At 64.9% G+C, this 20,817-nt stretch carries 20 protein-coding genes; 14 read left to right on the top strand and 6 right to left on the bottom strand.

Going from position 1 to position 20,817, the window contains the following annotated elements; genetic code table 11:
• Positions 1 to 12 precede the first annotated feature (12 nt).
• The gene (locus VFA60_10925) at positions 13 to 1,071 is read right to left on the bottom strand and encodes a folate-binding protein (protein HZQ92296.1); all 1,059 of its coding nucleotides are present in this window, start codon (positions 1,069 to 1,071) and stop codon (positions 13 to 15) included.
• Between the two features lie 221 nt (positions 1,072 to 1,292).
• On the opposite strand from VFA60_10925, the gene VFA60_10920 reads away from it, so the two are divergent.
• The 3 genes from VFA60_10920 to VFA60_10910 all read left to right on the top strand — a co-directional run bounded on the left by VFA60_10920 (position 1,293) and on the right by VFA60_10910 (position 4,766).
• Positions 1,293 to 2,357, top strand: a complete 1,065-nt coding sequence (locus VFA60_10920) for a 3-isopropylmalate dehydrogenase (GenBank protein HZQ92295.1) — start codon at positions 1,293 to 1,295, stop codon at positions 2,355 to 2,357.
• 203 nt (positions 2,358 to 2,560) lie between these two features.
• Positions 2,561 to 4,033 (top strand): hypothetical protein, encoded by a 1,473-nt coding sequence (locus tag VFA60_10915; protein HZQ92294.1) that lies wholly within the window; start codon positions 2,561 to 2,563, stop codon positions 4,031 to 4,033.
• Between the two features lie 13 nt (positions 4,034 to 4,046).
• Entirely contained in the window at positions 4,047 to 4,766 is a 720-nt protein-coding gene (locus VFA60_10910) for a class I SAM-dependent methyltransferase (protein ID HZQ92293.1), read from the top strand.
• 1 nt (position 4,767) lies between these two features.
• On the opposite strand, the gene VFA60_10905 is transcribed toward VFA60_10910, so the two are convergent.
• Positions 4,768 to 5,136, bottom strand: a complete 369-nt coding sequence (locus tag VFA60_10905) for a hypothetical protein (protein HZQ92292.1) — start codon at positions 5,134 to 5,136, stop codon at positions 4,768 to 4,770.
• Between the two features lie 51 nt (positions 5,137 to 5,187).
• Positions 5,188 to 5,448, bottom strand: a complete 261-nt coding sequence (locus VFA60_10900; protein HZQ92291.1) for a hypothetical protein — start codon at positions 5,446 to 5,448, stop codon at positions 5,188 to 5,190.
• A gap of 95 nt (positions 5,449 to 5,543) precedes the next feature.
• On the opposite strand from VFA60_10900, the gene mtnP reads away from it, so the two are divergent.
• The 9 genes from mtnP (at position 5,544) to VFA60_10855 (ending at position 15,741) form a co-directional block, all read left to right on the top strand.
• A complete protein-coding gene (gene mtnP, locus VFA60_10895) occupies positions 5,544 to 6,413 on the top strand; it encodes an S-methyl-5'-thioadenosine phosphorylase (GenBank protein HZQ92290.1) in 870 nt (289 codons plus the stop codon).
• Between the two features lie 72 nt (positions 6,414 to 6,485).
• Positions 6,486 to 7,412, top strand: coding sequence for a PfkB family carbohydrate kinase (locus VFA60_10890; protein HZQ92289.1), 927 nt, complete (start codon positions 6,486 to 6,488; stop codon positions 7,410 to 7,412).
• 36 nt (positions 7,413 to 7,448) lie between these two features.
• Positions 7,449 to 9,107 (top strand): hypothetical protein, encoded by a 1,659-nt coding sequence (locus VFA60_10885; protein HZQ92288.1) that lies wholly within the window; start codon positions 7,449 to 7,451, stop codon positions 9,105 to 9,107.
• A 49-nt stretch (positions 9,108 to 9,156) separates the two neighbouring features.
• Positions 9,157 to 9,876 (top strand): MgtC/SapB family protein, encoded by a 720-nt coding sequence (locus VFA60_10880; GenBank protein HZQ92287.1) that lies wholly within the window; start codon positions 9,157 to 9,159, stop codon positions 9,874 to 9,876.
• Positions 9,877 to 9,879: 3 nt separating this feature from the next.
• Positions 9,880 to 10,662, top strand: coding sequence for a diaminopimelate epimerase (gene dapF / locus VFA60_10875; protein HZQ92286.1), 783 nt, complete (start codon positions 9,880 to 9,882; stop codon positions 10,660 to 10,662).
• A gap of 71 nt (positions 10,663 to 10,733) precedes the next feature.
• Positions 10,734 to 11,741: an LD-carboxypeptidase gene (locus VFA60_10870; GenBank protein HZQ92285.1), complete on the top strand. Its 1,008-nt coding sequence runs from the start codon at positions 10,734 to 10,736 to the stop codon at positions 11,739 to 11,741.
• On the top strand, positions 11,738 to 13,171 hold the full coding sequence (mpl, locus tag VFA60_10865; protein HZQ92284.1) for a UDP-N-acetylmuramate:L-alanyl-gamma-D-glutamyl-meso-diaminopimelate ligase: 1,434 nt from the start codon (positions 11,738 to 11,740) through the stop codon (positions 13,169 to 13,171). Before VFA60_10870 ends, mpl begins: the two co-directional genes overlap by 4 nt.
• 45 nt (positions 13,172 to 13,216) lie before the next feature.
• Positions 13,217 to 15,040, top strand: coding sequence for a PDZ domain-containing protein (locus tag VFA60_10860; GenBank protein ID HZQ92283.1), 1,824 nt, complete (start codon positions 13,217 to 13,219; stop codon positions 15,038 to 15,040).
• On the top strand, positions 15,037 to 15,741 hold the full coding sequence (locus VFA60_10855) for a lysophospholipid acyltransferase family protein (GenBank protein ID HZQ92282.1): 705 nt from the start codon (positions 15,037 to 15,039) through the stop codon (positions 15,739 to 15,741). Before VFA60_10860 ends, VFA60_10855 begins: the two co-directional genes overlap by 4 nt.
• Before the next feature lie 74 nt (positions 15,742 to 15,815).
• On the opposite strand, the gene VFA60_10850 is transcribed toward VFA60_10855, so the two are convergent.
• Positions 15,816 to 17,135 (bottom strand): amino acid permease, encoded by a 1,320-nt coding sequence (locus tag VFA60_10850; protein HZQ92281.1) that lies wholly within the window; start codon positions 17,133 to 17,135, stop codon positions 15,816 to 15,818.
• Between the two features lie 89 nt (positions 17,136 to 17,224).
• Here VFA60_10850 and VFA60_10845 point away from each other — a divergent pair, with 89 nt between their 5' ends.
• Both VFA60_10845 and VFA60_10840 read left to right on the top strand, forming a co-directional pair.
• Positions 17,225 to 17,581: an iron-sulfur cluster assembly scaffold protein gene (locus VFA60_10845; GenBank protein ID HZQ92280.1), complete on the top strand. Its 357-nt coding sequence runs from the start codon at positions 17,225 to 17,227 to the stop codon at positions 17,579 to 17,581.
• Positions 17,582 to 18,005: 424 nt separating this feature from the next.
• Positions 18,006 to 19,337, top strand: coding sequence for a VWA domain-containing protein (locus tag VFA60_10840; protein ID HZQ92279.1), 1,332 nt, complete (start codon positions 18,006 to 18,008; stop codon positions 19,335 to 19,337).
• 22 nt (positions 19,338 to 19,359) lie between these two features.
• On the opposite strand, the gene VFA60_10835 is transcribed toward VFA60_10840, so the two are convergent.
• The gene (locus tag VFA60_10835; GenBank protein ID HZQ92278.1) at positions 19,360 to 20,322 is read right to left on the bottom strand and encodes an Ig-like domain-containing protein; all 963 of its coding nucleotides are present in this window, start codon (positions 20,320 to 20,322) and stop codon (positions 19,360 to 19,362) included.
• Between the two features lie 368 nt (positions 20,323 to 20,690).
• A partial coding sequence (locus tag VFA60_10830) for an IS5/IS1182 family transposase (protein HZQ92277.1) occupies positions 20,691 to 20,817 on the bottom strand: 127 nt, incomplete at its 5' end.

The raw sequence follows: 20,817 nt of genomic DNA, 5'->3' as shown, positions 1-20,817 counted from the left end.
AATCGCCATAACTCACTGAATCGGAGGCCTCACGACCGTGGCCGAAGATCCTCCAACTTGAACCGCCGTGCCCGGCGCGGCGGCTTCGCGCCGAATGTACCCGAGCGCCGCCGTCTTCGCGCCCGACTCCAGCGGCAGCGACGCCGCGCTGGTGACCTCGCCCGCGTCTTTGCCGTCCACTTGAATCCTGGCGCCGGCGGCGGGCGGCGGTCCGTTGACCGCAAACGCAGCCAACAGGCGATGCACCAGGCCACGCGAGTGTATGCGCTCCACAATCTCCTGGCCGACGTAGCATCCCTTGTTGAAGTGCAGGGCGCGGTCCTGCGCGGTTTCCTGCGGCAGGTAGCGCTGGCTGATGTCTGCCCCATACTGCGGACGCCCGGCCCACACGCGCAGCAGCTCCATCGCTTCGTAGCCCACCGGCGTTGCTCCGGAATCGTGCAGCGATTGCCACAGTTCGGCGGCAACGGTTGCCGGCAGCCAGACCTCGAAGCTGGGTAGGACGGCGAAGTCGGTGCGTATCACGGTCGGGGTGGCGCCATGCCACGAAACGTCGCGCATGTGGAGCGGGGCCAGCGTGGCCAGGTCCTCGCTCCATGCCAGGGCGCTGCGAAGGACTTCGGCGGCGCGCGGGCCAGTCACCGCAAACTTCGTGTCCGGCTCGGCGTCGGCGAGTTCCACCTCGTCCATGATGATGTACTTCTCCAGCGCCTCGCGCAGGCCGGCGACCTGGGCCGCGTCGGTTTCGATCACCAGGTGGTCGCCGCAATTGAAGCAGACCATGTCGGCCAGGATCCGCCCCTGCGGGTTCAGCAGATACGAGTACACGCCCCGATTCGGGTCCAGGCCGCGAATGTTGTTGGTGACCATGCCGTTCAACCAGCGGACACGGTCGGGCCCGCGAACCAGGAAGCGCTGGCGCCAGGTCAGGCTGGTGATGCCGCAGGCGCGGCGCAGCGCGGCGAACTCGACGGCCGTGTCGCCATACCCGGCCACCGCCGGCGCGCCAAGGTATTCGCCCATGCGCGTCGGGCTCGCAACCAGCCGCTCCTGGAGCGCACGATCACTCATATCAAACAATCGATTATAAATCGCTCCTGGTTCGGGCCGCGGGAGCCGCTGTAGAGCTCCAACATGGGCTGTTGTGGTGTGAGTGCGCGGGCGAGGGCGCCCGCGCCACATGCAATGGGCCCTCCCGATATTCGCCAGTTGCGCGCCGGCGGGCGAGGGCGCCCGCCGCTACAACGTGCAAGCATTCGGTCCTGTGAACTGCTTCTGATATTGTGTCGCTCGTGGCTTCAGCCGCCAGCACCAACAAACGCATTGCCGTGATTCCCGGCGACGGCATTGGTCCGGAAGTGATCGGCGAGGCGGTCCGCGTGCTGCGCGCCTCGGGCGCGCCGCTCACCTTCACCGAGCTCGACTGGAGCGCCAACCGCTACCTGCGCGACGGCACAACCGTTCCGCCCGGCGGCTTCGCGATGCTGGGGCGCGACTTCGACGCCATCCTGCTCGGCGCTTTCGGCGATCCGCGCGTGCCCTCGAACATCCATGCCAAGGAAACGCTGCTCGGCATGCGTTTTCAGATGGACCTCTACGTGAACCTGCGCCCGGTAAAGCTGCTCGACGAATCGCTGTGTCCACTGAAGAACTGCAAGCCCGAGGACGTGGACTTCGTCGTCGTCCGTGAGAACACCGAGGGCCCGTATCTCGATGCCGGCGGCGTGCTGAAGAAAGATACTCCCGACGAAATCGCCACGCAGGAAGACGTGAACACGCGCAAGGGCGTAGAGCGCATCATTCGCTACGCTTTTGAATTGGCGCGCCGGCGCCCGCGCAAGCGGCTGCTGATGGCCGACAAATCCAACGTCATGACCTACGCCGGCGGCCTGTGGCAGCGCGTGTTCAGGCTGGTCGCAGGCGAGTACAGCGACGTGCAGTCGTCGCACATGTACATTGACGCGCTCTGCCTGCAAATGGTCCGCGAGCCGAAGGCGTTTGACGTGATCGTGACCAACAACATGTTCGGCGACATCATCACCGACCTCGCCGCGGCGCTCCAGGGCGGGCTCGGGATGGCGGCGAGCGGGAACATACATCCGGGACGGACGTCGATGTTCGAGCCGGTGCACGGCTCCGCGCCGCCGCTGGCGGGGAAGAACGTCGCCAACCCGATGGGCGCGATCCTCACGGCGGCGCTGATGCTCGAGCACCTCGGACTTGCTGATCACGCCACCAGAATCAACACCGCCGTCACCGCGGCTCTCCGCTCGAAGAAAACGACGAGCGACATTGGCGGGACGATGGGAACGCGGGAAGTCGCCGAGTGGATCGCCGGACAGGTGGCTCGCCTGTAGTGCCTGGATCAGAGAAAACAGAAAAGCGGATGACCACGGACACAATCCGCGTTCATCCGCGTAAATCCGCAGGTAAGCAGTGTTGTTTTCTACTCTCCCGCGCCGTTCAGCCGGTTGGACACAGAGCCTGCGAGTCGAGCTCGACTGCTCCGCCTTGATCGAGGATGAGAATGTTGCCGCAGTACCCGTTACACTGGAGTCGAATGATCGGCCGTCGCGCCCTCGCCCTGTTGGTGGCCCTGCTGCTGGCGGCCGCTGCCGTCGCCCAGGGGCCCCCGCAGCCGCCGCCACAGCCCCAGCCGCCCGCCAAGCCCGAGCACCAGATCGCGCCACAGGAAGCCAAAGACCTGTTCCGCTCGGTGGATTCGATCCTGAAGTGGGTGAGCGCCGACACGAACCTGCCAATCAAGCACTCGGTGAAGCGCAAGCTCTCCAGCCGCAAGGACGTTGAGAAGTTCGTCAGCGACCGGTTGAAGAACGACGAAGACGCGCAGCGCCTGAAGAACTCCGAACTCGTCCTGAAAAAACTCGGGCTGCTGCCGCGGGACTTCAACCTGAGCAGGTTCCTGGTGGAACTGCTGGGCGAGCAGGTGGCCGGCTTTTACGATCCGAAGAAGAAGACCGTTTACCTGCTGAACTGGATCGAGCCGCAGCAGCAGCGCGACGTGCTGGCCCACGAGCTGACGCACGCGCTTCAGGACCAAAGCGTAGGTCTGGAAAAGTGGCAGCGGGCGGGCGAGCCGCCCGATCGCAAGCCGTCGAAGAAAAAACTCGAGCCCGAGGAGGAGCGCCGTCAGCTGCAGGCGCTAGTGGATTCCGACGAGGCCGGCGCCGCGCGACAGGCCGTGGCCGAGGGACAGGGCATGGCCGTGCTGCTGGATTTTCAGTTGCGCCCGCAGGGCAAGACGGTCCGCGATCTGCCCGAATTCGTGAACATGGTGCGCGCCGGCATCGGACTGGGCGGCGATTCACCCGTCTTCCAGAGCGCTCCGCGCTTCCTGCGCGAGGTGCTCACCTTCGCCTACAACTATGGCCTCGGCTTCACGGCGGCGCTGCTGGCCCGCGGCGGGAAAGACATGGCGTACGCCGGCGCGCTGCGCAATCCGCCGGCGACGTCGCGCCACATCATGCAGCCGGAGACGTACCTCGACCACGAGACGATCACGCCGCTGCTGGTTCCGGCGCTCGACTCGCTCGCCGGTGATGGCTACGTGCGCTTCGACGTGGGCACCATGGGCCAGTTCGACACCTTCCTGCTCTTGCAGCAGTACGCGAAGGATCCCGTGCCGCGGGACCTCTCACCCTCATGGCGCGGCGGCTACTACTACGCGGCGCAAAAGAGGAACGGCAACGCGTCTCCGGGCGGCGGCTCGAAGGCGGACGCGATGCCGGCCTCGACCGCCGAGGTGGCGCTCTTTTACGTTTCGCGGTGGTCGTCTCCAGCGGCCGCGCAACAATTCGCCGGCCACTACGCGGCCGGTTTGGCCAAGCGCTACCGCAGCGCTACTCCGGCGCATAGCGGCAAGGAAAACACGCTCTGGAACACCGACGAGGGTCCGGTGCTGATCCAGGTTGCAGGCGATGTGGTGATCGTCGCCGAGAGCTTTGACGCCGAAACGACCAACCGCCTGCGGGATGGCGCGCTCGCGCTCGACGCCCCAGCGCCAACGCCGTAGTCTTCTCCCCTCCATGCCGATCTTCGCCATGCAACGCGTCCCCGAGCCGGAGGTGATGGACGACTCCTCCGAAGTCGAGGCCTACGCATCGGCCGCGGCGCAAACGTATCTGGAAAAAATAGATCGCACGTTTGTGGACCACCTTGCGCGCCTGCTGGCGCCGCGCTTCGGCTTGCGACCAGTAAGCGCGCTGGCCCTCGACATCGGCTGCGGCCCCGGGCAGATTCCGATTTTGATGGCGCAGCGCTGGCCCGGCCTGCGCATCACCGGCATTGACGCCGCGGCGACCATGGTCCAGCAGGCGCGGGAGAACGCGGCCAAGGCGCAGGTGGCGATTTCGTTCCAGGTGCTGCGCGTCGCGCCCGAAGGCCGCCTGCCGTTCGATGACGGCGCCTTCGACGTAGTCACCTGCAACTCGGTGCTGCATCACCTGGCCGATCCGCTGGCTCTGTTGAACGAGGCCGCCCGCATCGCCAAGCCCGGCGGCGCCGTGCTGTTGCGCGACCTGCGGCGGCCATCGGCGCTGACGCACGGCCTGCACGTGCGCTGGTTCGGGCGGAAGTATTCCGGCGAGATGCTGCGGCTGTACCGTGCCTCGGTGCGCGCGGCATACACCGCGGCCGAGCTGCAACGGATGCTGAGCCGGTCGCGACTCAACGACGGGCGCAGCCGCGTCTTCCGCCATCACCTGACGCACATCGGCATCGAGCGCGCCATGCTTCCGACCGGCTGAGCTATCCGCTCTTTCTTGCGGCCCGGCCGGCGCGCAAGTCCTCCAGCGTTCGCAGGGTTTCCAGGAGGTGGCTGTGGCTGTCGCTGGCGATCACGGCATCGGCCAGCTCCGTTTCTGAAATGCTGCCGGCATGCAGCATCACCACGCGGATCCCCGGAGTCCTGGACTTGGCTTCGGCGGCGATCCGGTGGCGCGAAGCGGCTCTTACCGCGTGCCCAATGACCACGGCCTCATAAGGCTCGGCGGCAAGCAGGAGCAGCGCCTGCTCCGCGCTCGTGGCCGTACTCACCCGATATCCTGCGCTCTCCAGGACCCGGCTGCGTTCGCGCAGCAGCGACCGGATTTTTCCGACGGAAAGAATTCTCTTCATGTCCCACCTTTGGCTTTGGGTGTAACGGGTCGAAGCCCGACGGGAATGAACTCAGATGAGCAGGACGCAAATCGGGCAGGGCACGCTGCATGCCCGCCCCAGGGAACGCTCGATGCGCCGGACCGGCGCAGGATCCAGGCCCAGGTGTCGGCGCGGCAAAAGATTCGGCCCAACCAGCGCCCAGGCAAGCAGCAGCAGTATTTGCTTGAAGCGCAGCGCAGAGGGTTCCAGGTCCAGCTGCGGATGGAGGGTGATCACCAGGACAACCAGCAGAACCGCGAGAACGAGCCCGATCTGGACCAGACGGCGCATCCAAGAAACTCAGGACGCGATTCTAGCATCGCGACAATCCGCCACGCGAGCCGCGGCGGTACGCGGAAATCGCTCTTGTATAATCGCCAGTTCTCATGGCCCCATCGGCGCACGCAGAAATCGGCATCATTGGCGGCAGCGGGCTGTACTCCATGCCCGGATTCACCGGCGTGCATGAAGTTCGGCTGCAAACGCCGTTCGGCGATCCGTCGGACGCGTATGTAATCGGCGAACTGGAAGGCCGCAGGGTCGCGTTCCTGGCGCGGCACGGCCGCGGGCATCGCCTGATGCCCAGCGAGCTGAACTTCCGCGCCAACATCTATGGTTTCAAGCTGCTCGGGGCCGAGCGAATCATTTCGCTCTCGGCCGTCGGGTCGCTGAAGGAAGAGCACAGGCCCACCGACTTCGTGATCCCCGACCAGTTTTTCGACCGCACGAGCAAGCGTGTCTCGACGTTTTTCGGCAACGGGGTAGTGGTGCACATGGCATTCGCCGATCCGGTGTGCGCTGAAGTCGCGCGCGCCGCGCACGCGGGTTGCAGCAAGGCGGGAGTGAACGGCAAGCTGGGCGGCACCTATCTGTGCATGGAAGGGCCGCAGTTTTCGACCAAGGCCGAGTCGCACGTGTATCGCTCCTGGGGCATGGACGTGATCGGCATGACCAACCTGCAGGAAGCCAAGCTCGCGCGCGAGGCCGAGATCTGCTACGCCACCGTCGCCATGGTCACCGACTACGACTGCTGGCACGAGGGGCACGACTCGGTCACCGTGGAGCAGATCGTTGCCGTGCTGAGGAAGAACGCGGAGAACGCCTGCGCCGTCGTGCGCCACGCCGTGGCCGGCATGCCGCGCGCGCGCGGTTGCCAATGCGGCTCGGCACTGGCCAGCGCCATCATGACGCAACGCGACCTGATCCCGGCGGAGATGAAGAAGAACCTGAGCGCGATCCTGGGCAAATACTTGTGATTTGCTATTTGTCATTGCCGGACGGGGACGGACGCCAAACTTTCTCGCTCAATAACAAATAGCCAATAACCAATGTCCGCCATTCTCGCCGTCGGTTCGCTTGCGTTTGACACCATCGAAACTCCCTTTGGCCGAGTTGAGAAGGAACTCGGCGGCTCGTGCACGTATTTTTCTCTGGCCGCCAGCTACTTTGCCGAAGTGCGCCCGGTGGGCGTGGTCGGCGACGACTTCGGCCCGGAGCAGGAAGGCGTCCTGCGCCGCCGCGGCGTGCGCCTGGAAGGCGTGGAGCGCATCGCCGGCAAGACGTTCCATTGGGGCGGCGAATACCACGGCAGCATGAACGAGGCGAAGACGAATTTCACGCACCTGAATGTCTTCGAAAAGTTCCAGCCCAAGGTTCCGGCCGAGTTCGCCGCTTCCGAGTTTCTCTTCCTCGGCAACATTCAGCCCACCCTGCAGGTGGACGTGCGGCGGCAGGCGCGCGGCGCGTCGCTGGTGTGCGGCGACACCATGAACTACTGGATCAACAACACGCGCGCCGAGCTGACCGAAGCGCTGAAGATCATGGACGTGCTGCTGATTAACGACGCCGAGGCGAAAGCCATCGGGAACGACGCCAACCTGCCGCGCGCCGCGCTCAAAGTGCTGGCCTTGGGGCCGAAGGCGCTGGTGATCAAGCACGGCGAATATGGCGCGACCATCTTCTTCCGCGAGGGCGCGTTCGGCATCGGGCGGCATCCGTTTCGCGCGCCGGCTCTCCCGCTGGATGCGGTGCGTGATCCCACCGGCGCTGGCGATTCGTTCGCCGGCGGCTTCGTCGGCTACCTCGCCTCGCAGGGCGCGGTCACACGCGAGACACTCAAGCGCGCCATGTTCTATGGCGGCGTGATGGGATCGTTCGCCGTGGAAGACTTCGGCACGCGCCGTCTGCAGAACCTTACGCGCGAGCAGATTGAGGAGCGCTTCCAGATTTTCCGCGAGCTCACGCACCTGGGCTGACGCGCGAAGTGCCGGCTTCCCAGCTACACTCGTCGGGTGGACGAGCGCACCGTGCGTCGCGATCAGTGGGTGATCGCCGTGATCACCGCGGCCATCTCGGTCGCCGCGTTCTACCACTATCGCAACCAGCTTCTGCTTTACGGCGACGCGGTGGCGCACATCGGCATCGCGCGCCGCGTCATTGATTCGCTCACGCCTGGCCCGGGACAACTCGGCACGGTCTGGCTGCCGCTCCCGCACCTGCTGATCTTGCCCTTCGTGATTTCCACGCGCATGTGGCAAGCGGGCGCCGGGGCGTCCATTCCTTCGATGGTGGCGCACGTTCTTGCCGCCGCCGGCCTGCTGCGCCTGGTCATAAGCTCGCTGACTCGCGCGGGCCTGCCCACGGACCTGGTGCGCGGGGCGGCGTGGACTGCCGCGCTCGCGTACGAGACCAATCCCAACCTGCTCTACCTGCAAACCACGGCCATGACGGAGCCGCTCTACCTGGCGCTGTTTGTGTGGGCGCTGGTTTACCTGGGCGATTTCGTCTTTGCACCGGCGGCAGCAAGGCGCGCGCTTCTCCGCTGCGCTTTGCTGCTCGCCGCCGCAGAGCTGACCCGCTACGACGGATGGTGGGCCGCAGCGTGGACGGTTGTGCTTGCCGCTGCCGTCACGATCCGGGCGTCGCGAGCCGCAGACGCCGCATCGCGCCGCGCGCTCCTGCGACGCTTCACCGTTTTCCTTCTCGTTGTCGCCGGGGCGCCGGCCCTGTGGATGGCATGGAACTGGAAGAACTACGGCAACGCGCTCGAGTTCGCGACCGGGCCCTACTCGGCCCGGGCCATTGAAAAACGCACCGGCACGGGAATGCGATATCCTGGACAGGACAGAATCGTTGAAGCCGCGGGCGTCTATCGCAACGCCGTGCAGCGCAATCTCGGCGAGGGACGCTGGGGCCGCGTGATGTATTGGATCGCCGTAGGCGGGGCGTTCTTTCTGCTCCTGCTGGTCGCCACGCGGACCTTGCCGCTGCGGCCGGCGCTGCCGTTGTTTCTGCTGTGGATGCCGCGCGGCTTCTACGCTCTTTCCATCGCCTACGGCAGCGTCCCCATCTTCACGCCCTACGAGTGGCCGTTCTCCTACTACAACCTGCGCTATGGCCTGGCGATGTTGCCGGCCGCAGCTGTGTCGGCTGTGTTGCCGTTTGCGCTGCTCGGGTTTGGTTTTCAGCGGAAAGCGCCGCGCAGGGCGCTGCTCGCCGCGGCAGCGCTGCTGATCGGAAGCGCCTGGGTCTCGTGCTGGAAGCGGCCGGATCGGCCCAAGTCTTTGCTGCCAGCCGAGCCGCTGCGCGGGCCGATCGTGTGGCGTGAGGCGGTAGTGAACGCGCGCACGCGCGACGCCTTCGAGCAGAAGCTGGCGGCGGCCCTGTCGTCGCTTCCCAGCGATTCTCGCCTGCTCATGTTCACCGGCGCGCACGTGGGCGCACTGCAGCGCGCGGGGATTCCACTGCGGCGCACCATCAATGAAGGCAACTACCGGCTGTGGCCGACGGCGCTGCTGGCGCCGTCGCGCGCCGGTGTGGACTTCGTCGTCGCCAGCGAAGGCGACCCGGTCGCCGCTGCTATCACGCGCTATCCCGACGGATTGCAGCCGGTCGCGGTGCTCGAAAGCGAGGGCCAGCCGCGGACACTGGTCTACCGAGTCACGCGTTGAACCTGGAATGGCACGGCGACTCAATATTCAGTGTTAGAATCCGCGCACTGTGAGCACATGGATTCGCGATCTGATGCAGGAGGTTTCGCCGCGCATGCACATGGCATCGCTGGTCTCGGCGACCATCCTCCGCCTGCTGCTGGCGGCGTTTCTGGGCGGGATCATCGGCCTGGAGCGCGAACTGAAGCACAAGCCGGCCGGGCTGCGGACGAACATGTTTATCTGCTTCGGCTCGGCCATGTTCACCATTCTCTCGGTTGAGCTGGCGGGGAGTTTCACCGGCGACCACACCCGCATTGCGGCGCAGATCATCCCCGGCATCGGCTTCATCGGCGCCGGCTCGATTCTGCACTCGCGCGGCTCGGTTACGGGGCTGACGACGGCGGCGACGCTCTTCGTGGTGGCGTCGGTCGGCATGGCGGTCGGCGGAGGACTGTACCTGCCGGCGATCTTTGCAACGATGGTGATTTTTCTCGCCCTGGAAGTGCTGGGACGCTTCGAAAACCGTTTCCTGATGAAAGCCGTCCCTGCCGGGTTCCAGGTGATGGGAAAGAGCGGCGAGGAGTTGCTCACCGCCACCACCCGCGTGCTCGACCGCGTGGAGCGCTCCATGGAGCGCGTGACGCTGAGCAAGACCGCCGAGTTCGCCCGCCTGCAATTCTTCACCGAAGTTTCGAAAAAAGAGCAGAACGACATCATCAGGCGGCTGCAGCTGGAGCCCGGCGTGACATCGGCGGCCGCGCTTGGCGCCGACCGCGACGCAGAATAACGCATGCCCTCGCTCCCCTTCGTCAAGGCCACGGCCTGCGGCAACGACTTCATCATCATTGATGGCATGCACGCGCCGGCCGGCCTGGCGGCGTTCACGCGCAGGATCTGCGACCGCCACCTGGGCTTGGGCGCCGACGGCGTGGAGTGGCTCTTTCCCGCGCCCGACGCCGATGTTCGCGCGCGCCTGCTCAACGCCGACGGCAGCGAAGGGGAAATCTCGGGCAATGGGACGCGCTGCGTGGCCGCGCACTGGATCGCCGAGCACGGCGGCGAGCGTGTGGTGGTCCGCACGGGCGCGGGCTTGAAGACGTGCACGCTCATCGCGCGTGACGGCCCCGGATTTCAGTTCGAGATGGCGATGGGCGAACCGCAGGTCGGCGATCCGTTCGGCATCAAGCTGGCGTTTGGCGAGGTGAGCGGCATGCCGGTTTCCATGGGGAACCCGCACTTCGTCGTCTTCGTCGAACAGTTCTCGCCGGGATGGCAGGCCGAGGCCGCCGAGATCGGCAAGCACCACGACTTCAAGCACGGCATCAACGTCGAACTGGTGCGCGTCGTCGACCGCGGCCGCGTGGAGGCCCGCTTCTTCGAGCGCGGCGCGGGCGAAACGCAAAGCTCCGGCACCGGCTCCTGCGCCTCGGCGGTGGCGGCGATCGCTGCCGGGAAGTGCGCGTCGCCGGTGGAGGTTGTCGCGCCCGGCGGCCCGCAAACCGTACGCTGGGAGGGCGAGGTCTTTCTGCGCGGCCCGGCGCGGCTGGTGTGCAAGGGCGAGTACTACGGCTAGTTTGCAGTTCGCAGTCACACTTCACGCCGGTCCGATCCAACTGTGAACTGTAAACTGTAAACTGTGAACTCATGCCGCGCGCAGCAATCATAAAGCCCCAACCTCTCCGCCCCGGCGACACGGTGGGCATCGTGGCGCCCTCCAGCAACATTCAGCCGGACCAGTTGCGCGCCGGATGCGATGCGCTGCGGCTGCTCGGCTACAGGCCGTATTTCCGCGATTCGATCTTCGAGCGCGAACTGCTCTTTGCCGGGTCGCTGGAGCGCCGGCTCGACGAGTTGCGGCACATGTTCGAGCATCCCGACGTGCGCGCCATCGTGTGCGCGCGCGGCGGATACGGCGCCGGATACGTTCTGGAGCGGCTCGATCCCGCCATCGTCCGCCAACATCCGAAGATTTTTGTCGGTTACAGCGACGTGACCAACATGCTCACGTGGCTGCACGACAGGTTGGGCGTGGTCACATTCCACGGCCCCATGGTGGCGAAAGACTTTGCCCGCTCCGATGGCGTGGATTTGGCCTCGTGGCAGAGCGCGCTGGGCGGCGCCGGGAAATGGTCGCTGGGCGCCGAATCCGGCATGACCGGCCTGCGCGACGGCCGCGCCAGCGGCGCGCTGTACGGCGGATGCCTCTCCCTGCTCGTGGCGGCGCTGGGCACCAAGTTCGAGCCCAACTTCCGCGGGCGCATTGCATTCATCGAAGACATCGGCGCCAAGCCTTACCAGATCGACCGCATGCTTACGCAGCTGGCGCTGACGGGCAAGTTCGCCGGCGTGCGCGGCTTCGTCTTCGGCGAGATGGTCGACTGCACCCAGGCCGGGGGGCAGGACTACTCGCTGCAGGACGTGATCATGAACGTGCTGCGCCAGCGCTGCCCCGGCCTGCCCGTCGCGTTCGGCCTGAGGTCCGGGCACGTCTTGCGACGCAACATTACTCTTCCCATTGGTGTACAGGTAGAACTTGAAGTAAGAGATGAACAAGTGCGGCTCACGCTCCTGGAACCGTCAGTTGCTGCGCCTTCGCGGAGCGCCATCGCCAGGAACGCAAAGGCCAGGCGCGCCCGGGCAGGGAAACGATGAGCGCCACGCGCGCCGAGCGCATTCACCTGATCGGCATCTGCGGCACGGCGATGGCGTCGCTGGCCGGTATGCTGCGCGCGCGCGGCTTCACGGTGACCGGCTCGGACGCAGCCGCCTATCCGCCCATGTCCGACTTCCTTGCTGGACTCGGCATCCCCGTGCAGCAGCCGTTCGCGGAGAAAAACCTCGAGCCCGTGCCCCACGTCGTGGTGGTCGGCAATGCGATCTCGCGCGGCAACGTTGAGCTCGAAGCGGCGCTCGACCGGCGTCTGCCGCTCATCTCGCTGCCGCAGCTGCTGCGCGAACACTTCCTCAGCGGACGCGAGACGCTGGTGGTCGCCGGGACGCACGGAAAAACGACGACCACATCCATGCTGGCATGGATATTCCACACAGCAGGGAAGCAGCCTTCCTTCCTGATCGGCGGCATTGCGGAAAACTTCAGCTCCAGCTTCGCGGTGACGGACAGCGAACAGTTCATCATCGAGGGCGACGAGTACGACACTGCGTTCTTCGATAAGGGCCCGAAGTTCCTGCACTACTTTCCCGCGTCCGCCATTCTGACGTCGGTGGAATTCGACCACGCCGACATCTACAAAGACCTCGACGCGGTGAAGACCGCGTTCAAGCGCCTGGTGAACCTGGTGCCGCGCCGCGGGCGCATCATTGCCTACGACGCGAATGAAAATGTAGGTGAGTGCCTGGCTCGCGCCTTCTGCAAGGTCGAGCGCTACGGCTTCACGGAAAAGGCGCAGTGGCGCGTCGCCGACGTGAAGTACGAACCGGCGCGCACCACCTGGCGCGTGCTGCGCGATGGCGCACCGTGGGCTGAGTTCGAGTTCGCGCTCGCGGGTGAGTACAACGTGCTGAACGCGACGGCGGCGGCGGCGCTGGCGGCGGGATACGGCATCGGCGTGCAGCAGATTGCCGAAGCGCTGCGCACGTTCAAGAGCGTGAAGCGCCGGCTGGAAGTGAAGGCCGAAGTCGCCGGCGTAACCTTCATTGACGACTTCGCTCACCACCCCACCGCGATCGCGGAAACGCTGAAGGCATTGCGCACCCGTTACGCCGGACGCCGCCTGTGGGCCATCTTCGAACCACGGTCCAACACGCTGCGCAGGTCGTCGCTCCAGGACGCGCTCGGAGCTTCGCTCGCACTGGCCGATGAAGTGGTGATGGCCGCGGTCTTCAAGCCGGAAGCGATTCCCGAAGCCGAGCGCTTGAATTCCGACGCTGTGCTGGCCGAGATTCGTCGCCGCGGCCGCGGCGCCGTGCAGCTCGCCGACGCCGACGCCATCGTCGCCAGCGTCGCGCCACGCCTGCGCTCCGGTGACGTCGTCGCCATCCTCAGCAACGGCGGCTTCGGAGGCATCTACGAGAAACTGCCGAAAAAGCTGCGCGAGTTGATGGCCGCGGCAGGCCGCCTCTGATGCTAGGTCCCGCCTTGCGTTGTGTAAACTAACGCCCACACAAGCATGCGCCGAATTAATCGTTGCCTTGCCGTCGTCATCCTCCTCGCACTTCCGGCTGCCGCTTCTGGCGTTCCCAGCGTCCGGTACACGGTCCGATTCGGCGATCCGGCCCGCCATCTGCTTCACGTGAGCATGTGCCTGCCCGCCGGCGCCGCTGAGCGCGACCTTCAGCTACCGGTGTGGAATGCGACCTACCAGGTACGGGACTTCGCTCAGTTCGTGCGCGATGTGACAGCGCACGACGCGCAGGGCCGGACGCTGCCGATTCGCTCGCTCGACAAGACGACATGGCGCATCTCCGGCGCGGCTGCCGGCGCCTGCGCTGAGTACGACACCGCGCTCGACCTGCCGGGCCCCTTCGGCGCGCAGTACAACGAGCACCACGCGTTTCTGAACTGGGCAATGGTGCTGATGTACCCGGTAGGCCAACGCGGGTTGCCGGTCAACGTAGCTTTGGAGAACCTCCCGGCCGAATGGAGTGTTTGCAGCGGTTTTATCGAATGCATGGGAGTCTGCCGGACCGGCGTGGACGCTCCCAATTACGACACGCTAGTCGACTCCCCGGCCGAGATCGGCAATTTCAAGTTCGCCACCTTTGACCAGGGCGGCGCCCGCTACAACGTCGCTATTGATGCCGACCCGGCCGACTACAACCTTGAATCCATCGTGGCCACTTTGCGCCGTATCGTCGCGACCGAAACTGCGTGGATGAACGACCGCCCCTTCGATCACTACACGTTTATCTACCACTTTCCGCGCGGGCCGGCGGGCGGCGGCATGGAGCACGCCTATTCCACCGCAATCGACGCCAGTTCCGAGCGGCTAAAGCGCAACCCGAATGCGATCGCGGGGGTCACCGCGCACGAGTTCTTCCACTTGTGGAACGTAAAGCGCATCCGTCCGCAGTCCCTCGAACCGATTGATTACACGAAGGAGCAGTACACAACCGCGCTGTGGTTCAGCGAAGGCGTAACCAGCACGGTGGGTGACTACATGCTGCTGCGCGCCGGCCTCACCGACGAGCGCGCATTCCTGGCGCGCCTGGCCGACGCCATCCAGGAGTTGCAGTCGCGCCCGGCGCACAAGACCATGTCGGCGGAGGAGTCGAGCCTGAACACGTGGTTCGACAAGTATCCGGCGTACCGCCTGCCGGAGCGCAGCATCAACTACTACAACAAGGGCGAAATCCTCGGCGTGCTGCTCGACCTGGCCATGCTCGAGGCCAGCAACGGCCGCGCTTCGCTGCGCGAGTTGTTCCAGTACATGAACCGCGAGTACGCGCAGAAGGGCCGCTACTTTCCCGATTCGGATGGTGTTCGCCAGGCCGCCGAAGCAGTAAGCGGCGGAAGGTTTGCCGACTTCTTCGCGCGCTACGTGGCTGGCACCGACGAGATTCCCTACGACGACTTCTTTCGCAGCGTCGGTCTGCGGCTGGAGTTGCGCACGGTCTCGTCGCCGGATGCGGGCTTCACGACCACACGTAATTTCAGCGACCCGCCGGTCATCTCAGCGATCACGCCGGGCGGTGCCGCCGCGCAGGCAGGGCTGGCGCTGGGCGACATCATCGTGAGCGTCAACGACCAGCAACCTCAGGGCGACCGGCTCTTCACCGGCAATCGCCCCGGCGACACGGTGAAGATGAAGATCACGCGCCGCGGCGCGACGCGCGAAGTGCACCTGAAGCTCGGTGAGCGCCAGACCTCCGATTATCGCTTCGTCGAGGTGAGCGGCATCACGCCGCAGCAGCGCGCGCGCCGCGACGTGTGGCTCGGCCGCGCCTCCGCCACCGCGTCGGCAACTCCGGCCACGGGGGCGCCGGCCCCGTGATCCGCGCTCTGGTGGCGGTCACCTTCTACGCGGTCATGATTCCGATCGCGGCGCTCATTGCCTTTCCCTGGGCATTCCTCAGCGGCAGCGTCGACTTTCTCTACCGCGTCGCCATGTGGATCGCGCGCACCGGCGTGCGCCTGGCCGGCGTAAGGATCGACGTGATCGGGCTCGACACGCTCAACCTCGATCGCAACTACATCTTCATGGCGAACCACGTCTCCAACGCCGACCCGCCGATTCTCATCCCGTCGCTGCCGCGGCGCACGTCTGTGCTGGTGAAGCGCGAGCTGTTCAAGATTCCGGTGCTGGCGCAGGCCATGCGCATGGCGTCACTGGTCCCGATTGACCGCCACAACAAGGACGCGGCCATCGCCAGCGTGCGCCGCGCCGCCGACGTGCTCGCCACCGGGCTCGACATGACCGTCTTTCCCGAGGGCACGCGCTCGCCCGACGGCCGCCTGCTACCGTTCAAGAAAGGTCCGTTCTACATGGCCATGGACAGCGGTGTGCCTATCGTGCCGGTGACCATTGTCGGCACGCACCGCATACTGCCGAAGGGCACGCTGCGGGTCTTTCCCGGACGCGCCGTCCTCATCTTCCATCCGCCTATCGATCCGCACGACTATCCCGATCGCGACGCCCTCATCGGCGCGGTGCGGGATGCAATTGCCGCATCGCTGCCGCCGGAATTGCAGTAGCTCGCCGCAGAGACGCAGAGCGCGCGGAGTGACCTGCGCTTTGTGTCCTTCGTGGTCCTTCTTGTCCTTTGTGTTTAGCTTTTGACCTTCGCGCGCATTACGGCGAATATCGCCAACCCGACCAGCGTCGCCAACGCAGTGTTGCCAGTCTCCTGCCACCCGGCGCTGGAGAGCATCCACAGGCCCAGCAGGACGGCGGCGCAGGCGATCAGCGCTCCGAACCGAAGCGTGAACATGGCCGGCGTCGCGCCCGGCATTCGCCGCAGCCGGATCAGCGCGGCGCAGGTCACGATGTAGGCCGAAAGGCGCGCCAGCGTGCTGATGGTGGCGAGCCCCACGAATCCGCCGGACACCGACAGCACCATCATGAGGCTGCCGGTCAGCAGCACCGCCCAGTGCGGTGTGCGGCGCCGGGGATGGATCGTCGCCAGCGCGCGCGGCAGTTCGCCGCGCTCCGCGATGGCGAAAACCACGCGCGAACCGGCCAGCAGCACGGTGTTCAGGTTGCCGCCGAGCGAGAGCACAATGCCCACGGTGATGAGCACCGCGCCGCCCGCTCCCAGGAAGCGCACCGCCGCGTCGGTCAGCGGGCGCTGTGAAGCGGCCAATTCCGGCAGCGTCCCGATGCAGACCACCTGTATCGCGATGTAAATGGCCACCACCACAGCCATGCCCGCCAGCAGCGCGCGCGGCAGGTCGCGCTGCGGATCGCGCATCTCCCCGCCGGGGATCACCGCCATCTCGAAGCCGGTGAAGGCGTAGAGCAGCAGCAGGACCGACATCGTAAAGGCGTGCCCGTCGGGGAGCGGGCCCAGGGTGAACGCGCCCGGCGACAGGTGAAACATTCCCCAGATCACGAAAATGGCCAGCGGCACGATTTTCCCGACCGAGAAAAAGTTGTTGGCGTTGGTGGAGTCGCGAATGCCGAGTACGTTGATCGCGATCAGCGCGCCGGTCACACCAATCAGCAGGCCGGCGCGCCCCACTCCGACGGCGGCGGCAGGGAAGAAGAAGCCGAGATAGGCGACCAACAAATTTGCGTTCGCCGAGAACGACGTGAGCCGCGCCAGCCACACCAGCCATCCCACCACAAAGCCGGCGGCCGGGCCGAAGGCTTCGCGGGCGTACAAATACGGCCCGCCGGTGGCGCTGTATCGGCTGGCGACCTCGGCAAAGCAGAGCACGATCAGGCTTGCCGCCAGCGCGCACACTACGAACGACACCAGGCTCCACTCGGCCGCCAGCGCAAATGCTTTGGAAGGAAGGCCAAAGATTCCGCCGCCGATCACCGAGTTGATGGTGACCAGCACCAGCTCCCAGCGCCGTATGGTGCGCTGCAGCGAAGGCTGCCCTGAAGGTGTGGCTGACGGGGCCGGCTGAATGGGAGTCGCCACGCGCGCGCAGCTTAGCACGACCCTGGCGTCTGCCGATTCACTCGCCTGTTAACCTATTCGAACCGGCTCACGCAACCGGTTTACGCACCATGTACACGCCCCAGGTCCTCGACCACTTCCAGAACCCACGCAACGCCGGCGACCTGCCCGATGCCGACGCGGTCGTGGAGCTGTCGAATCCCGCTTGCGGCGATATTCTCCGGCTCGCGGTGAAGCTCGATGACGGCCGCGTGGGCGCCGTGCGCTTCCGCTGCCAGGGATGCGTGCCCGCCGTGGCGTGCGCCTCGCGGTTGACGGAGATGATGATCGGTCGCGATGCGGCGGGCCTACGAGTGATTTCGCGCGCCGAGCTGGTGGACAGCCTCGGCGGGCTGCCGCTGGGTTCCTCCCATGCGGGGCATCTGGCGATGGATGCGCTCAGGCGGCTGCTTTGTTTCTTCGAATGACGTGAGTTGACGTTTCTTGCTTGCGAGCAGGCGGTGCAGAGTTACTCAGCCGCAGAACAACCGCGGCAGTGGTACTCTTCGAGAGGAGAACAGCAATGCACAAGAGGCTCCTGATGGCTGTCGTGACGCTTGGAGTGGCCCTGGCCCCCGCGGGCAGCGGTCGTAAGACGAGAATCGGAACGCCGATATTGCCGTTGTTCGACGCTCCTACCCGCCACCAGAGTGCAATGTCGTACCCGATCCACCAATCCAATGTCCGTGTCCACCCGATCCCTGTCAGCCTCCTCGGTAGAACAGCCTGAGGGCGGCAGGAGGCCGGTCAAGGGCCGCTCTCCTGCCGCTCCCTTGCACACGGTAGCGGGGATGTTGCGAACCGCCCTGTTCGATGACACGCTTTTGCAGAATCGAGACCAGAGAGGGAGTCATGAGTCCTCGTAGCTACTCGGGTGTGTTGCAGGTGTTTGTTTCGGCAATCCTGTTATCGGCTGTGTCCGTTGCGCAGGAGCCTGCAATGCCGGATCGATCATCTGCCACGTTCACCGCCAGCTCGCGCCTGGTAGTCATTGATGTGGTCGCGACAGATAAAAACTCCGCTGTCATTGATCTGCAGCGTGACAATTTCGTGGTTTACGAGGACGGCAAACCCCAACAAGTGGTTTCTTTCGACGTGCACGCTGGCGTACTGCAAACTGCACCAGACAGGCCCAGTGCTGCCACGGGGCTGAGCGCCTCGCCGCAGAACCAGGGGCCACTAAACATCGTCTTGCTGGATGCACTAAACACCGAAGTCGAGTACCAGGTCGGAGCCCGCCGCCAGATGTTGCAGTTCTTGAGAGAGCTGCCGACGGGACCGACAATCGCGGTGTTTGCTTTAGGTTCCTCGCTCCGTCTGCTTCAGCCGCCCACGTCGGACCCCACACATTTGTCGACATTAGTCGCCAAACTACTGCCTGCGCGCTCACCCGTGTTGACCACGCAACAAGAGAAGGAGGAAGAAGAGAATTGGATATTGGAACTGAAGGATGCCGGGATGGCATTGCCCCCTCAGGTGATCGAAAACATCCGTCAGTTTCTAGCGGAAACGCAAGCTGCTCGCGACGATCGCCGCATCCGCATCACCCTGGACGCATTCCAGCAGATTGGTGGGGCGGTTGCCTCTTACCCCGGACGTAAGAACCTGATCTGGCTCTCCGGCGGTTTCCCTTTCTCCTTTGGGCCAAATGACCAGTTGCGCGACCCGATGAGCGTACAGCGAAATTACTTTGACGTTGTGCAGCGCACAGCCGCGCTACTCTCCTCACACCAGGTTGCGGTATATCCAATCGATGTCCGCGGCTTGCTGCCGATTACGAACAGCGCCAGCACACCGGCGTACGTTGCCAGTGCGCGCACCGAAGGACTAATGAACGACCGCCGCATAGCCGTGGTTGACCCCCAAACGACCATGCAGGAACTGGCAAAAATGACCGGCGGTACCGCCTTCTATAACCGCAACGATCTGGGTGTGGCGATCCGGCAGAGTATCGAGCAGGGCTCCTCCTACTACTCGATTGGGTATGTTCCACAGAATCCAAGATGGGATGGCAAGTTTCGACGCGTTGAAGTGAAGTTGTTGCATCGCAAGGCGTCACTCTCCTATCGGCGGGGTTACTATGCCCGGCGTGATGGTCCCGAGGCAGCAATCGTCCCTCCGCCAAAAAAAATAGAGACGCAGCAAGCTACGTCTCTTCAGGTTCGGTATCCCGGTTCCAGCTAACGATGAACGCCCAACGACAGCTCTACCAGTACTTCAACGAAACTTTGTCCACCCACACGCTGTAGGTCGTGGGGGTCGCGATGCCGTCCATCTGGAAGGCCACGTTCAGCTCGTTCACGCTCACCGGCTGCGGGTTGTAATACTTGTTCACGTAGTGGCGTACGCCGTCAAGTGTCACGGCGATGAAATGCGTCTTGCCGTTCACCCGCTCCAGCTCCCACGTCAGGTGGTGCCATACGAAGGCCGTCTTGGCCGCGCACGCGATGCCGGTGCTCTGCCAATGCAGGTAGTAGTCCCAGATGCGCCACGTGCCGCCCGAGCGCATGCCGCACTCGCTGCCGAAGATGTAGCGTTTGCCGCCCAGCGACTGGTTTACGTCGAACTCCAGCGCCTGCGACGCCGACGGGTTCTTGAGGTAGAAATACAGGTCGTACACGAAATGCGACGCTCCGCTCTGCGCGCCAAGCTGCTTCCACCACAGCGCGTTGTTATACGACGAGACGGGCATGAGCTTGAACTCCACGCTGCGTCCGTCGAGCGAAGGCGACGCGATGTTCTGCGTCATCGAATACCTGGTCACCGGTCCGGCGCCATTGGCGCCCGCGCAGCGGTCGCAGCTGGCCCAGCCGGTCATCTGGTCGATGTTACTGATCAGCGTTCCAACGCCGGTTCCGATTGGGGGTTGTACGCTACCGCCACCGCTGGTTGTGCTGCCGACGGCGACGCTCATCGTGGACTTGAAAATGTGCCCCGCTGAGTCGTAGGCCTGTACCGTCAGGCGGTGAATGCCCGTGGCGGCTGAAACCGAAGTGTCCAGTTTGGCGCCGGCGACTTCGAACTTTTTGCTGCCGTCGAGGTAAATCTGCATCAGCGTAACGGCGCTGGTGGAAGATGCTGTCGCCGTCACCCGCATCGGCGATGCTACCGTGGCGCCGCTCGCCGGACTTGTGATGCTTACGCTCTGCGCCACCGCTCCCGTCGCCACAAGAGCCAGCGTTGCAGCAATCCATGCTCTGCTCGTCCTGCCATTCAACATCACCCGCTCCTGAAAAAAGATTCGCGTGTCGAGCGAGGGACCGTTCGGCACGCGTGCGATGAAGTGGCCAAAGTTGTCGCAGGGTAGGGCCAGGCGGACTAGAGCCCAATCGAGGGATTCGCCTAGACGGGATGCAGTTCTTTGTTTAGGTAATCCAGAGCACCCCTTAAGGCGTCATGCGGTTTTCGGGTTAAGGTCGCCGGGCCACAACCGCCCAGCAGTCCGCCCGGAGCTGATTTGGCCCAATCGAAACGACAGACGCGCGGCTGACGGTTGAATGCTGGGGCTGGCGTTCAGGCGAAGGACTAGAAGCCATCTCATAAATGTCTCAGCAGGACCAGAACGCACGCGAGCTGAACCATGCCGAGGAAGTTGGCCGCGTGGTACTCCCAGCGGGTGACCACGCGGCGATAGTTATGCAACCAGGCGAACAAACGCTCGATG

This window comes from Terriglobales bacterium, from assembly GCA_035651995.1.
Lineage (GTDB): Bacteria > Acidobacteriota > Terriglobia > Terriglobales > Acidobacteriaceae > DASRER01.
The sequence above is the reverse complement of the archived record's forward strand: the minus strand, read 5'-3'. Positions and strand labels throughout refer to the sequence as shown.

What these genes read in the sequence shown, in the direction of transcription:
- VFA60_10925 (HZQ92296.1), bottom strand. Translation starts at nt 1,071, where the DNA reads ATGAGTGATCGTGCGCTCCAGGAGCGGCTGGTTGCGAGCCCGACGCGC.
- VFA60_10840 (HZQ92279.1), top strand. Translation starts at nt 18,006, where the DNA reads ATGAGTCCTCGTAGCTACTCGGGTGTGTTGCAGGTGTTTGTTTCGGCA.
- mtnP (HZQ92290.1), top strand. Translation starts at nt 5,544, where the DNA reads ATGGCCCCATCGGCGCACGCAGAAATCGGCATCATTGGCGGCAGCGGG.
- mpl (HZQ92284.1), top strand. Translation starts at nt 11,738, where the DNA reads ATGAGCGCCACGCGCGCCGAGCGCATTCACCTGATCGGCATCTGCGGC.
- VFA60_10845 (HZQ92280.1), top strand. Translation starts at nt 17,225, where the DNA reads ATGTACACGCCCCAGGTCCTCGACCACTTCCAGAACCCACGCAACGCC.
- dapF (HZQ92286.1), top strand. Translation starts at nt 9,880, where the DNA reads ATGCCCTCGCTCCCCTTCGTCAAGGCCACGGCCTGCGGCAACGACTTC.
- VFA60_10890 (HZQ92289.1), top strand. Translation starts at nt 6,486, where the DNA reads ATGTCCGCCATTCTCGCCGTCGGTTCGCTTGCGTTTGACACCATCGAA.
- VFA60_10860 (HZQ92283.1), top strand. Translation starts at nt 13,217, where the DNA reads ATGCGCCGAATTAATCGTTGCCTTGCCGTCGTCATCCTCCTCGCACTT.
- VFA60_10910 (HZQ92293.1), top strand. Translation starts at nt 4,047, where the DNA reads ATGCCGATCTTCGCCATGCAACGCGTCCCCGAGCCGGAGGTGATGGAC.
- VFA60_10870 (HZQ92285.1), top strand. Translation starts at nt 10,734, where the DNA reads ATGCCGCGCGCAGCAATCATAAAGCCCCAACCTCTCCGCCCCGGCGAC.
- VFA60_10905 (HZQ92292.1), bottom strand. Translation starts at nt 5,136, where the DNA reads ATGAAGAGAATTCTTTCCGTCGGAAAAATCCGGTCGCTGCTGCGCGAA.
- VFA60_10915 (HZQ92294.1), top strand. Translation starts at nt 2,561, where the DNA reads ATGATCGGCCGTCGCGCCCTCGCCCTGTTGGTGGCCCTGCTGCTGGCG.
- VFA60_10900 (HZQ92291.1), bottom strand. Translation starts at nt 5,448, where the DNA reads ATGCGCCGTCTGGTCCAGATCGGGCTCGTTCTCGCGGTTCTGCTGGTT.